Source organism: Dyadobacter psychrotolerans (genome assembly GCF_004349265.1).
Classification (GTDB): Bacteria; Bacteroidota; Bacteroidia; order Cytophagales; family Spirosomataceae; genus Dyadobacter; species Dyadobacter psychrotolerans.
In genome coordinates, this window is the sequence record NZ_SMFL01000003.1 from 681381 (window position 1) to 695581 (window position 14201).

12 protein-coding genes are annotated in these 14201 nt (G+C 42.0%); 7 read left to right on the forward strand and 5 right to left on the reverse strand.

All coding sequences use genetic code 11. The features are described from left to right. Positions 1–147: 147 nt before the first annotated feature. From E0F88_RS10610 to E0F88_RS10630, 5 genes are all read left to right on the forward strand, one after another. A complete protein-coding gene (locus E0F88_RS10610) occupies positions 148–1326 on the forward strand; it encodes a 3-dehydroquinate synthase (RefSeq protein WP_131958206.1) in 1179 nt (392 codons plus the stop codon). Positions 1327–1356: 30 nt separating this feature from the next. Beyond that, positions 1357–2592, forward strand: coding sequence for a metabolite traffic protein EboE (eboE, locus tag E0F88_RS10615; protein ID WP_131958207.1), 1236 nt, complete (start codon positions 1357–1359; stop codon positions 2590–2592). Next, on the forward strand, positions 2589–3953 hold the full coding sequence (locus E0F88_RS10620; RefSeq protein ID WP_131958208.1) for an alkaline phosphatase family protein: 1365 nt from the start codon (positions 2589–2591) through the stop codon (positions 3951–3953). Before eboE ends, E0F88_RS10620 begins: the two co-directional genes overlap by 4 nt. A gap of 57 nt (positions 3954–4010) precedes the next feature. Beyond that, entirely contained in the window at positions 4011–5192 is a 1182-nt protein-coding gene (locus E0F88_RS10625) for a PQQ-dependent sugar dehydrogenase (protein ID WP_131958209.1), read from the forward strand. Positions 5193–5441: 249 nt separating this feature from the next. Next, positions 5442–6659: a saccharopine dehydrogenase family protein gene (locus E0F88_RS10630; RefSeq protein WP_131958210.1), complete on the forward strand. Its 1218-nt coding sequence runs from the start codon at positions 5442–5444 to the stop codon at positions 6657–6659. Positions 6660–6715: 56 nt separating this feature from the next. On the opposite strand, the gene miaA is transcribed toward E0F88_RS10630, so the two are convergent. Beyond that, positions 6716–7630, reverse strand: coding sequence for a tRNA (adenosine(37)-N6)-dimethylallyltransferase MiaA (gene miaA, locus E0F88_RS10635; RefSeq protein WP_131958211.1), 915 nt, complete (start codon positions 7628–7630; stop codon positions 6716–6718). Between the two features lie 45 nt (positions 7631–7675). Here miaA and E0F88_RS10640 point away from each other — a divergent pair, with 45 nt between their 5' ends. Together E0F88_RS10640 and E0F88_RS10645 are read left to right on the forward strand one after the other, a co-directional pair. Continuing rightward, the gene (locus tag E0F88_RS10640) at positions 7676–8344 is read left to right on the forward strand and encodes a DUF4230 domain-containing protein (protein WP_131958212.1); all 669 of its coding nucleotides are present in this window, start codon (positions 7676–7678) and stop codon (positions 8342–8344) included. A 114-nt stretch (positions 8345–8458) separates the two neighbouring features. Then, on the forward strand, positions 8459–9070 hold the full coding sequence (locus E0F88_RS10645; protein ID WP_131958213.1) for a hypothetical protein: 612 nt from the start codon (positions 8459–8461) through the stop codon (positions 9068–9070). A 325-nt stretch (positions 9071–9395) separates the two neighbouring features. Here E0F88_RS10645 and porN read toward each other — a convergent pair whose 3' ends face one another. The 4 genes from porN to porK form a co-directional block, all read right to left on the reverse strand. After that, positions 9396–10439 (reverse strand): type IX secretion system ring subunit PorN/GldN, encoded by a 1044-nt coding sequence (gene porN, locus E0F88_RS10650; protein WP_131958214.1) that lies wholly within the window; start codon positions 10437–10439, stop codon positions 9396–9398. A 54-nt stretch (positions 10440–10493) separates the two neighbouring features. After that, positions 10494–12086, reverse strand: a complete 1593-nt coding sequence (porM, locus tag E0F88_RS10655) for a type IX secretion system motor protein PorM/GldM (protein ID WP_131958215.1) — start codon at positions 12084–12086, stop codon at positions 10494–10496. Positions 12087–12173: 87 nt separating this feature from the next. Next, the gene (gene porL / locus E0F88_RS10660) at positions 12174–12989 is read right to left on the reverse strand and encodes a type IX secretion system motor protein PorL/GldL (protein ID WP_131958216.1); all 816 of its coding nucleotides are present in this window, start codon (positions 12987–12989) and stop codon (positions 12174–12176) included. 114 nt (positions 12990–13103) lie between these two features. Beyond that, positions 13104–14177 (reverse strand): T9SS ring complex lipoprotein PorK/GldK, encoded by a 1074-nt coding sequence (gene porK, locus E0F88_RS10665; RefSeq protein WP_131958217.1) that lies wholly within the window; start codon positions 14175–14177, stop codon positions 13104–13106. Between the last annotated feature and the right edge of the window lie 24 nt (positions 14178–14201).

Below are 14201 nucleotides of genomic sequence, written 5' to 3' on the forward strand. Positions count from 1 at the left end.
AGGATGGGACAAGGGACAGGCGCGAAGATTCCTCACCAAAGATTCATTAAAATGAGATTATAATAAAGATTAATTTTGTGTGGAAAAGGTTAAAACAACCTATTCTAACGTTAAACAATAGTACCTAATACCCACGACATTTTTAAAATGCAAACGATACAACAGCGTTTTCAGGTAGCTTACGAATATGCTATTTTTTTTACTGAAAACTTATTTGACCAAAATAACCCGATTCTGAAAGACTTTTTCGGAAACTATACCGAACAGGGATTTCAGCGTAAAGCGCTCGTTATAGCAGATGCAGGTTTTGCTGACTTTCATCCAACGCTGGCAAATGACATTCACGCTTACTTTTCGAATTCGGTTCAGCATATAAATCTAGCCCCGGAAGTAATTGTTGTCCCCGGTGGTGAAGCTTCTAAAAACGATGCTGCTCTTTTTGACAAATTGTGTGAAGCAGTTGATGTTCATGGTATTGACAGACATTCCTTCATCATTGGAATCGGTGGTGGTGCTGTGCTGGATCTGGTTGGTTATGCAGCCGCCGTTTCGCACAGGGGCATCAAGCTGATCAGAATACCAACGACTGTACTTTCCCAAAATGACTCGGGCGTCGGTGTTAAAAACAGCATCAACTTTCATGGGAAGAAAAACTTTCTGGGCACATTTGCACCGCCGGTGGCTGTGTTCAATGACCTGACTTTTCTTCGCACACTTGATGATCGTGACTGGCGCGCAGGTATTGCGGAAGCCATTAAAGTCGCCCTGATAAAAGACGTTTCATTCTTCAACTGGATTGAAGAAAACGCACTTGCCCTTGCAAACAGGGATGAAACAGTGATGGCTTATCTGATTCACCGATGTGCACAAATGCATACGGATCATATCGGCGGAGGCGACCCGTTTGAATTTGGCTCTTCCCGTCCGCTTGATTTTGGCCATTGGGCTGCTCACAAGCTCGAATATCTGACCAATTTTGAGGTAAGACACGGTGAAGCTGTTGCAATAGGAATTGCCCTGGACTGTGTGTATGCAGCAAAACTTAACATGCTTCCTGAATCAGATTTACAGCGGATTCTGGAAGTACTTTCCCAGCTTGGTTTTGATCTTTATCATCCTAAACTGGCAGAAAATGATAAAATCAACCTCCGGAATGGCTTACATGAATTCCGTGAACACCTGGGCGGAAGACTCACGATCATGCTTCTTGAAAAAATAGGAAAAGGGGTAGAAGTGCATGAACTGGACGCAGATATAATTGCCAGCGCAGTGGATTATCTCGAAACGAAGACCATCAATACATCGGTTCTGGAAGCAAAAATCTGAGCCAATGTTTCCTGAATAAACTTTTTTACCATGATTACCCCATACGGACACCTGACCTACTGCAGCAATATACATCCTGGCGAAAAATGGGATGATCATTTTAAAGAGCTGCGGGAAAATTTACCCTATATCAAAAAGCAGCTTTCGCCAGACCAGCCATTCGGTTTAGGATTAAGAGTTGCCAATGAAGCATCGATAGAATTAAGTCAGCCTGAAAAAATTGCTGAATTCAAAAACTGGCTCGATCAGGAAAATATTTATGTTTTTGTCATCAATGGTTTCCCTTACGGCGGTTTTCATAATACGGTGGTAAAAGGTGATGTTCATACACCCGACTGGACAACCGGGGATCGCCTGAATTATACAAAAAGACTTTTTCGTATTCTGATTCAACTGCTTCCTGATGGTATGGAAGGTGGCGTTTCCACGCCTCCGCTCTCCTATCGGCTTTGGTGGAAAAATGAGGCGAAAAAAATAAAAGGAACCGAAGAAGCTACTCAAAATATACTTGACCTGCTGGAAGAGCTGATCAGTTTGGAGAAAGATACAGGGCGGGTTTTACATCTTGATATTGAACCTGAGCCGGACGGAATTTTGGACAACACCGTCGATTTTGTAAACTGGTACCGCGATGTGCTTCTTCCGGCGGGAACTATTTATTTGCAAAAGAAGCATCAGTTTCCGGCTGAAAAATCAAAGGAGATTATCTTAAAACACATTCAGCTGTGTTACGATATTTGTCATGCTGCGGTGGCTTACGAAGAACCGGAAAACATCCTAAATTCCTTACAGGAAATAGGAATTAAGGTGGGACGTATTCAGATCAGTTCAGCGCTTAAAGTTGATTTTTCTACGAATAAAGAAATCAAGCGCAAAGCGATAGAAACTTTTAACGAACCTGTTTACCTCCACCAGGTTGTGACAAAAAACTCTGATCAGTCAAAAACACATTATCCAGACCTTCCGGAAGCATTGGCCGACTGGAATGAAAACCAGGAAGAGTGGCGGGTGCACTTTCATGTTCCGCTGTTTATTGCTTCGTATGGCGTTTTGGACTCAACTCAAAACGAAATCATTAAAACGCTGGCGATTCACAGAGAGAAACCGTTTTCTGCATTCCTGGAAGTGGAAACTTACACCTGGGGAGTTTTACCGGAAGATATGCAAAAACCCATCGGCCAGTCGATTGTCAGGGAAATGGATTGGGTAAAGAAAATACTCGAAAACCCATCCTGGCATGAATTACCTTCGCAAACATCGTTATGAACAAAACAGTTGTCATTGATATTGTCGGTCTGAGTGCCAACCTCATTGGGGAAAATACCCCTTTCCTTCAAAATTATATAAAGAAGAAACATTTAACATCAATCAAACCCATACTTCCCGCTGTAACAACCACGGCACAAAGTACTTATGTCACAGGTAAGTGGCCGGCGCAACACGGTATTGTGGCCAACGGCTGGTATGACCGGGACGATTCTGAGATCAAATTCTGGAAACAATCCAACAAACTCGTACAGGGAGATAAAATCTGGGATGCCGCTAAAAAGCTTGATCCGAATTTTACCTGTTCGAAAATGTTTTGGTGGTACAACATGTACTCCACTGCCGACTTTTCGGTAACGCCGCGCCCGCAATATCATGCTGACGGTGTAAAAGCTCCTGACTGCTATGCTTATCCTCCCGAGCTCAGAGACGAACTTCAGAAGGATTTAGGACAGTTTCCACTTTTTAGTTTTTGGGGACCAAATGCAAATATTAAGTCAACCAGGTGGATCGCCGATGCTTCCATGTGGGTGGACAATAAACACAATCCCACATTAACGCTGATTTATCTTCCGCATCTGGATTATTGTTTACAAAAATTCGGTCCGGATTTTTCAAAGATTAGTAAAGAGCTTGCAGAGATTGACAAAATCGTTGAGGAGCTTGTTATCTTTTACGAAGCAAAAAACGCAAAGATCATTTTGCTCTCCGAATACGGTATTAATCCGGTTAACCGACCTGTTCATATCAATCGTGTTTTAAGAGATGAAGGTCTTATTGCTGTTCGGAATGAACGCTGGTATGAATTGCTCGATGCAGGTGCTTCCAAAGCTTTTGCCGCATCCGATCATCAGATCGCGCATGTTTACCTGAACGATCCTTCTGTAAAAGACCAGGTAAAAAAAGTGCTGTTCCAAACACCAGGCATCGAAATGGTTTTGGACAAAGAAGAGCAAAAGGTTTATCATCTGGATCATGAACGTTCGGGCGACCTGGTTGCTGTTGCCAAACCGGATAGCTGGTTTACCTATTACTACTGGTACAATGACGCAAAAGCACCTGATTATGCACATCTGGTAGATATTCACCGTAAGCCTGGTTATGATCCTGTTGAGATGTTTATGGATCCAAAAAATCCGCTGATTAAACTTCGTGCAGGCTACAAACTGGCTCGTAAGCTAATGGGTTTCCGCTACCTGATGGACGTTATTCCGCTTGATGCTACTTTGGTTAAAGGATCACATGGTGGCATCAGCGCTTCAAACGAATTTTATCCGATCTGTATCACGGATCAGCCTTTGGAAAAGGTGGATATTGAAGGTGTGGATGTTTATGATATCATCTGGAAGCATCTGATTTAAAATATATTTGCAAAACAAATCAGGTTTCATGACGTTGTTCCTAAAAACTTCGACGTCATGAAACTAAAAATCACACCTATTTTACTCAAATTTGTCTGCCTGTTTCTCCTTGCAGGCTGCTCGTCAGATGACAAAGATTCACCTGAAGTCATTGAAGAAACTGGCATTACAACAGCAGAAGCATTTCCTGCACTTACTTTCACCTCACCGGTAGACATTCAAACAGCCCCTGATGGTTCAAACCGGCTTTTTGTGGTTGAACAGGCTGGAACAATTAAGGTATTTCAAAATACAGCCGGCGTGCAGACAAGCAGTACCTTTCTTGACATAAAAAGTAAAGTAACTTCCGGAGGAGAACGTGGTTTGCTAGGGATGACTTTTCATCCTGATTTCAAAACGAACGGATATTTTTACGTCAATTACACACAGGGCAGTCCGCTAAAAAGTGTAATCGCGCGGTATAAAGCAGATACACCTTCCTCAAGTACCGCACAGGCTGCTACGGAAACAGTGCTGCTAACGTTCAGCCAGCCTTTTGATAACCATAACGGAGGATCATTGCAATTTGGGAAGGATGGCTATTTGTACATCGCCACAGGTGATGGCGGAAGCGGCGGCGATCCAAACAACAACGCCCAAAACAAGAAAAGCTACCTTGGAAAAATCCTTCGGATAGACGTTAATACCACCGGGAAAGGTAATTATGGTATTCCCACAGATAATCCTTATGCAAAAAATACAGATGGAAATCTTGAAGAAATTTATGCTTATGGCCTGCGAAATCCATGGAAAATTAGTTTTGATCCCACTACTAACCAGCTATTCGTTGCAGATGTTGGTCAGGACAAAAGAGAAGAAATCAATCTGGTGACAAAAGACGGGAATTACGGATGGCGTGTGAAAGAAGGCATTAATTGTTACAATCCGTCTTCAAACTGCAACACTACAGGACTAACAGAACCCATTCATGACTATGCGCAGACAAATGGCGACAAATCGATAACAGGCGGATATGTTTACCGCGGAAATGCGATTAAGGCACTTGTCGGAAAATACATTTACGGTGATTATGTTAGCGGCCGGATATGGATTCTGGAGTTAGAAAACAGCAAGAAAAAAACCAATTCGCTGTTACTTGAAAACAACGGCTCCATTTCAACATTCGGGAGAGACGAAAGCGGCGAGGTGTATTTTGCCAATTACAGAACGGGCAAACTAATGAAATTTGCAGCGAAATAGCAAGGGCAATCAATTGGTCGGTTTTAGCTTTTTCTATACACAGGCAACTTGGGTATTGAGCATTGCATGTTAGTCAGATCTAAAATTCGCTACCTGCTTAACAATAAAATATCATTGCGTTTAAGTTAAATTCATTTGGAATTAACAAAAAAACCTGTGGCCATCCTATCTTTGTCAGAAGATGAAATGCCTCAAATATCAGAGTCGCAATTCATTCCTTTGTATCATTCAATTATTCAAATTTAAAAAATGTCAAAAGTTCTTATCATTGGTGCCGGTGGTGTGGGAAGCGTGGTTGCACACAAATGCGCACTAAACAGCAATGTCTTCACCGAAATTATGCTGGCTAGCCGTACCAAGGCAAAGTGTGATAAAATAGCTGCTGAAATTAAGGAAATGCATGGCGTGAGCATTGAAACAGCTCAGGTAGATGCTGATATCGTTGCTGAAACCGTTTTGCTGATTAAAAGGTTTCAGCCTAAAATGCTTATCAATGTTGCCCTACCCTACCAGGATCTTACATTGATGGAGGCATGTCTGGAAACCGGAATACATTATCTGGATACGGCGAATTACGAACCAAAAGATGTTGCCAAGTTTGAATACAGCTGGCAGTGGGCTTATCAGGAACGTTTTAAGGAAGCAGGACTGATGGCGCTTTTAGGCTGTGGCTTTGATCCGGGTGTAACGCAAGTGTATACCGCTTATGCCAATAAACATCATTTTGATGAAATGCATTATCTTGACATCATCGATTGTAATGCGGGAGATCATGGAAAAGCGTTTGCTACAAACTTCAATCCTGAAATCAATATTCGTGAAATTACCCAACCGGGACGTTATTGGGAAAATGGAGAATGGGTTGAAATTCCTGCCATGTCCATTCATAAGCCCATCGATTACCCGGGAATCGGACCAAAAGAAAGTTATGTTCTATATCATGAAGAGCTTGAATCGCTGGTTAAAAACTTCCCAACACTAAAACGCGCGCGGTTTTGGATGACTTTCGGACAAGCTTACATTACCCATTTGAATGTATTGGAAAACGTGGGCATGACAAGCATTCATCCGATCAAATTTCAGGGAATGGATGTGATCCCTCTTGAATTCCTGAAAGCAGTTTTACCAGCTCCCGACTCTTTGGGTGAAAATTATTCCGGCCAAACTTCCATCGGCTGCCAGATCAAAGGAATCCACAACGGAGAAGAAAAAACGTATTACGTCTGGAATAACTGCGATCACGCTGAGTGCTACCGCGAGGTACGGGCACAGGCTGTGAGTTATACAACCGGCGTTCCGGCGATGATCGGAGCTATGTTGATGCTTACCAACCAGGAATGGCTAAAACCAGGTGTTTACAATGTAGAAGAACTTAATCCTGATCCTTTTATGGATCTCTTGAACCGGCACGGACTTCCGTGGAATGAACGTGTTAACGTTGAACTTCCGCACGAATACCCTGCCTGATAAATTTTTAGTATTTCAAAAAGCCTGTCAGCCATCAGCTACTGACAGGCTTTTTTTTATTCAGCCGAACGTTTTATATAGTTTAGTATCAAGTCGAAGTCATTTGGATGAAACCACTTAAAGTCACCCTGGTGCCTGAACCAGGTAAGCTGCCTTTTGGCATATCTTCTTGAATTCTGTTTGAGTAATCGGGTCATTTCAGCTTCATCATAAAGTCCATCCAGGAAACCATAAACCTCTTTGTAACCAACAGTCTGTAATGCATGATGACTGCGGTAAGCGATCAGATCTTTGGCTTCTGTCACCAATCCCTCGTTTAACATAACATCCATTCGCTGATCAATTCGCTGATACAATTCTGCCCGCTCCCTGTCCAGCGCAATCAGTATTTGTTTGAAAGGCCTTTTATCCAGCTTTTTCTTTTGATAAGCAGAGATTGGATTTCCCGTTGTTTTAAATACTTCGAGTGCCCTTACCACACGCTGTGGATTTGAAAATTCACCACTGGAGGCAAAACCAGGATCAACTCTAGCTACCTCGTTTTGCAGCGCCTCCAGACCTTCATCCAGCAAACGCTGTGTCAATGCTTCCCTCAGACCTGGCAACGGTTGAGGAAGCTCATCCAACCCTTCGCTCAAGGCTTTTATATAGAAACCAGAACCGCCAGTCATAATAACCCGATCGTATTTTTCGAAAAGCGTGTCAAGCAATAAAAGGACATCTCTTTCAAAATCACCGGCACTGTAAACCTCGTTTATGGAATGGGAATTGATGAAATAATGCTTGACACTTTCCAGATCAGATGCATCCGGTTTCGCCGTTCCGATGTTCAGTTCCCGAAAAAATTGTCTTGAATCAGCAGAGATAATCACCGTGTTCAAAGCCTGGGCCAACCTGATGGAAAGATCCGTTTTCCCCACTGCCGTAGGCCCCGCCAGAACGATCAGGTATTTTTCATTCGTATTTGGCATTCTCCGCTTTTTATATGAATTTTAATTGATACAAAATTACAGATCATGGATTCCAACACACTATTATTTTTTATTTTATCTCTCTTTATCGGTGCGATTCTGGGAGCCGGTATGTATTTCTTTCTTTCACGCCGTAAATCCGGAAACGGAAACAGCAAAGTAGAAGCCACAGTCCTCGTCGAGCGAATTGAAAAAGTTTTTAAGGTCGTCATGGCCGAAGGCTATTTTACTGAAATCTATAATTATCAAAACGACAAAAGCATTTGGAACCTCATCAATGACAAAAAGAAAGCGCTCATCATCGCAAAGGCCAAGGTACTGGTAGGCTATGATTTTGGAAAAATGAGGTATCACATTTCCGAAATCGATAAAAAAGTAATCATTGATTTCTTTCCTGAACCGGAAGTGTTGTCAATGGACACAGATTATAAGTTTTATGATATAGAGCAGGGATGGCTAAACCGCTTTCAAAGTGATGATTACACTGCCATTTTAAATGAAGCAAAGCAGACCATGAATGAAAAGGCTTTACAGAGCGATCTGCCCCGAATCGCTACAAACCAGGTACAGCTCATGATGTTTCAGCTCGCTGCTACGATGAACTGGAAAATTGACATGCAGTTACCCGAGGCCAACAAAAAAGAACTGGAAGAATATACGACTTACAGACCAACGGACGCAGGAATCGATAATTTGGATTGGAAGAGGGATTGAAAAATATTTTACGTATTTTGTGACGTGATGGATACATTTTTCATCAATCTTCGGTTCATCTGCGTATACTAAAAAAAGCCATTACATTTTTCATTTACTAAACTTTTAACAATTATGTTCAAAAAATTATTAATTATTGCCTGGGTAGGTTTGGTTGGTCTTACAGTTGCCTGCAAAGGACCACAAGGAGACGTTGGGCCACAGGGTGAAAAAGGTGATACTGGCGCAACGGGAGCAACGGGAGCAACTGGCCCGGCTGGCGCAGATGGTGATGGAAGCGGAGTAAGCGCTATAACGTTGTCCAGCGGCGCAGATACAACCGATGCCGATGGTGGTTTTGTTGCAGGAGTGAGAATGGCCAGCGCAGCCGAAGCACTCGAACTACAAAACTCAGCCGTATTAGTCTACATTAAGGCAGGAGGAGCATATTGGTCACTACCAGGAGTAGTTAGCTTTGGAACAGGAAAAATTAGCCAATTTACTTCTGTTCATTACGCTAGCGGAACTGATTTCATTGTTGAAGTATTCCAGACAGACTGGTCGGAAAATCAGGATACTCCGCCGGTTCGTATAGTACAGGATCTTAAAGTGGTGATCGTACCGTCTGCCCTTTTAGGAGGAAGAGTTAGTTCGGAGGTAAATCTTAAAAGTTATGAAGAAACCGTTGCTGCTTTTGGATTGACTGATGCTAATAATGTAAAGGTTACGATAAGAAATAAGAGGTAAGCTTTCGAAATAGAGTTATATAGCCCTTGTGAATCCTTAGACAGATTTGCGAGGGTATTTTTATGTTGGAAGCGATAACTAAGCTCTAATCCTTAGAGCTTACTACTACGTTTTATTACATACCTGCAACCTAAACTTAACTACCGTAATCAGCCTTCCGCGAAATGCAAGGATGATTGTGAGTTTGCATTCCAGAACGACTCAGCTGGTTGTTGCCACAAGGATCTTTGTACTACTATCTTAAAATTTTAAGTTCAGATACCAAACAGAAAAGCCTGCCACCTTTGAAGGTAACAGGCTTTCAATATTGTTTAATCGAAACTTCTTAGTACTCCCAAAGACCGTGTTCCAATTCCATCAGTTCCTGTTCGTAATTCAAAGATTTTTGAAGTGCTTCCTTTTCACCTCCGTAAATATCCAGGAATGCTCTGTCGTTCGCATTTGAAAATTTTGTAATACGTCCCCAAAATAAACGAAGATCGAATGCATCGGCTAAGTTCTTATTCTGCGCCGTGTTTTCCGTATTATACCAAATATATTTTTTAGGATCACTGCGGAACAAACGCTCAACATCTTTGTATCTGAATGATGCCACTGGTAATTCTAAACCCGTTGCAGTTTGATCAGAAGGTAATACGATTGACAATGTTTGAATATCGTTATACAACCGCGATCTCTTTTTATCAAACGACCAATCCTCTTTGATTTCAAGTATAGAGAGTTGACTTGGAAAATACTCTTCCTCAGACGCCAGTGTTTGTTGAACCTGGAAAGAATCAACAGCCGGAGCTTCTACAACCGGAGCTTCTACCTTTGCTACTTCTTTCTTACTTTTTTTGGTGGTCTTCTTTTTAGGAGGTCCCCAGCCATCGTCAACTACAGCTTCTTCCTTCTTAATTTCCTTTTTAGGAGCTCCCCAACCATCATCGGCACTAGTTTGTTTAGCAGCCTCCGTTTTAGGTTTATCACCCCATCCGTCGCCTGCAGCAGAAGCAGGAGTTCCAAAACCAGCAGCTATTTCGTCAGCGGAAAGACCTGCAACCTGATTAGGAATCAATATCCTTTTATGAATATCAGCAGACGTGATTTTTACGGTACAAGAGTCATTTGTATAAGCATCAATCAATCCAGCCTTAGCTGCATCTAAAAGATAACGGGTAATTTCGTTATTCTTAGAAAACATTGATAAATTCTGCTTTTCCTTCAGATCAACCCTTCTCCACAAAGTTCTCTTCATCATGATGTCACCATCACTGATCGGTCGTGCGGAAAAAAGATTCTCAGTAGAATCAACCTTTTCCTGAGCAAAAGCGGCAGTGGAGCTTACCGACAAAGCGAGCAAAGACCACGCAATTGTTTTTCCGTTCATTCTTATCATAACTCTTGTGTTCTTATATGCTTAGCAACGAAAACTAACTTATTGTTAATATAGAGTGACCGGAATATATTTATTACCCATCTCCACCTCATTAACCGCGCCTTTAAAGTTTTGACGTTCTACTTTTAAAACTTCGATCACATAACGATCGCCCGGCTGTGCTTGTTGTGCAAGAGAAGAAAGTGAACCTCCACCACCTAAGCTAATTGGATTTCCTATTCTCCTGGATCCTCTGGCCAGGGAAACCTGTATTTGCGATACTCTGAATTTTGCATCCTGGGGAGAGAAGTTCCTAAAGCTTTCGTCAGCCACTGCAACCACCTGAATACTTCTGGCTCCAGTAGCAGGAACACCTTTGCGCTCATCCAATACCACTCCATTTACCCTAACTTCCAACGAAGGTTTGGGAACACGGTTAACTCTGAAAGGCTCGGAACCTAACACATTGCCGCCATTACTTACAGTGATATTTAGCTGCGCTTTATTAGGAACGATAGTAAACTTCCCTTTTTGTCCGCTGTTAATAATTTCACCTCCGTCAGTTGAAAAAGAAGGAGCCCACAATGCACCCAAAGCAGGACTTTGGATACTTAGTTTATTTGCACAACCTAAATACAATGGAGGCAATGTTCCGGTTTCAACCTGATAAGTAGGTTTTACCACAAAATACTCCTGCTTCATGTTGTAGGTTGTATCTCTTCCGGAAGGCGTTGGAATCGTAATTCTCCCAACCAATTCTCTACGTGCAATCCCTTCTGCATTATAGCCACCGCCTTGTGCAGTGAATTCAACCAGACCAACACCATTTTCTACTTTAACAGCAGCACCGTTCAAGCTCATACGTGGTGTAAGCCCGGATGCGGAAGCAGCGATAAACATTTGGCCTTTAAATTTCGTGCCCGCTACAACTGTTTTGGCATCCGCACTGATCATTGCTAAAATACGGTCGAATTTTATATCAGCTGCACCTACTTTGCTGGCAAGGTAGTTTAACAGTTCACCTTCCATACGACGGATATCCGTTTGCTTCTGACTTAACACGGCCAAAGCTGCGGCTACCGGAGTTTGTGCAAAATTCAGTTCGGCAAAATCCTTGTTACGCTGATCCTTATTTTCCTTTGCAACAGGATCTTCTTTTCCATCCAAAGCAAGCGGCATAAATTTGTTCTGCGCCACCGCATTTAATGAATTTGTATAGGTATTCAGATCACCTTTAAGCTTGTAAGCCTTACCGTTTTTCTGACCACCCACCATCAATTCAGCAACCTTGCCTTCTTCCTGTGGGTTTTTAATCGCACCTTCTTCATTCAATCCGCTACCCGCCTGGGTAATGATTTCCTGTTTAAGTGCATTCAGTTTATTAATGATATCGGTAGTACTCTGACGGACGTCGTCCGCTTGTTTCATCACAGCTACGTCGCTTGCCCTGTTACCCGACTTTTCAACAGCTGCTTTGATTTTAAGTACCGTTTCCTGGTTTATTTTATTGGCTGCTCCGGAAGAAAGTTCCAGAGAATTATTCAGAAGGATGAATTTCTCTATAATGGCTGAACTTACCTGTAATGCGAGCATTGCGGTAAGTACCAGATACATCATTCCAATCATCTTTTGACGGGGTGTTTCTTTTCCACCTGCCATATGGTTCAGTAATCAGTTATCAGTGATAAAATAATTTTGAAGTAACAAACATCCGGAGGATTTACCAGTTACCTGTTCTTTTGGGTATTAAGCGTTACCGCGCATTGCAGTAAGCATATTACCATAAATGCCATTCAGAGAAGAGATGTTGGTTGTAAGTTTATTCATCTCATTTTTGAATACCTGAGATTCCTTGGTAGCATCCGCCATATTTTCCATAGCTGCTGTAAGGTTTCCGTAAAAAGCGTTCATCGCTTTCAAATGCTTAGTAGTATCCTGCAATTCTAATTCATAGACCGCATTAAGCGCACCCATGTTTTTAGTGATTTGCTGAAATTGCTCACGATAAGATTGTGCATCTTTTGTAGCATCTGCCATAGATGTCATCGCATTGATCGCTACACCATAAGACTTGTTCATATCTCCTATCGCAACGGAAGCTGATTTTACATTTTTCGCATAATCATTTGTTGCAACGGTGGCATCTGTAAGATCGGTAATTTTACCTACTGTATCAGATAGTGTTCTGAAATTTTTACCCAAGCTATCAAAAACATCAGGAGAAATTTTTGCATTGTCAAGCATGTTGTCAAGCTTCGCAGTGATACCGCTTCCCGAAGCTGCACCAACGCGGTTAATTGCAGGTCCTGAATAATCATCAGCAAGTTCAGGATAAACACGTGTCCAATCCGGATCTCTGTCAGAAGACTGCGTTAAAGTCTGGATTGCATAAAGTAAAAAGATAATAACCTCAGTACCCAAACCAAGTGTAAGCATTTCGCTACCACCGTCCCAGTGCTGAATTTTAAATAAAGCTCCTAAAATAACGACGGCTGCACCGGCGCTGTATATTGTTGGTACTAGTTTATCCCATACAAAACTAGGTCCGCTATTCTTAGCCATACGAATGATAATCGGTTACGTGAAAAATTAGTTATTAAAAAGAATAAATGATACGAGAAGGCCGTAAAAAAGAAGCAGTGTTATTACGCTGCTTCTTTTTTCAATAATATAATCTTAACGACGACGGGCGCTTGCTCCGCCGCGATCGTTTACATTGTCCATTACGCAACGGAATCCGATGTAGGCACGTCTTTCCGTCTCGTACTCAAAGCTTCGTGTTCCTGTCTGAAGATAATACGCAATATCTTTCCATGAACCACCTTTAATTACTTTTCTTGGTTCATTAGGATCATCATTTCTTGGGTTCATATCCCAAACGATTGCAGTTGCATTGTCAGTGTAAGCATCCAGAGTCCATTCAGCAACGTTCCCTGCCATGTTATATAAGCCAAAATCATTTGGATTGTATGCATTAGCAGGACCGGTATAAGGATACCCATCTGCATCATAATTGCCTCTTTGTGGCTTAAAGTTAGCCAGGAAGCAACCTTTTGCATTCATTGTATACGGATTACCCCATGGATATTTTGCAACTGCGCGCCCACCTCTTGCAGCCCATTCCCACTCCGCTTCTGACGGAAGTCTGAAGCCTGTCGAATGAAATTGTCCTTCAGTATTTTGAAAATCATGAAGAAGGTTTGTTCTCCACTTTGCAAAATACTGAGCTCCCTGCCAGCTAACACCAACTACCGGATAAGTATCGAAACCAGGATGCTGGTAATAGTATTCTACCATCGGATCACCATTGGAGTATGCAAAATCTTTTTTCCAGACTGTTGTATCGGGATAATATTTAGACATGATCTCTTCTTCACCAAGTACAGATACCGAGTCAACAAGCAATGCATTTACAAACTGACGATACTCGTTATTTGTAATTTCAGTATCATCCATGTAAAATGAACTGATGGTAACCCTGCGGTTCATGTTACTCATGGACGCTGCGATATCTTCGTCAGCCTGCCCCATTATAAAAGATCCGGACGGAATTACTACCATTCCGGCTGGTGTAGTTTGTTTAAATCCTTTACGGGCAGTAGCTGTAATTTCTCCATTTGAAATGCCACTTTCCTCTTTTCCTCCCTTTCCAAACTTACTCTTGATAAATCCGCAGCTTTGCATGAGCATAAGAGCGGCTACCAAAAGCAGGCTTTTGACTCCATTCCGATAGAACACTTTCACATTCATAGTGGTTTTGTAAAAATTTGAGTA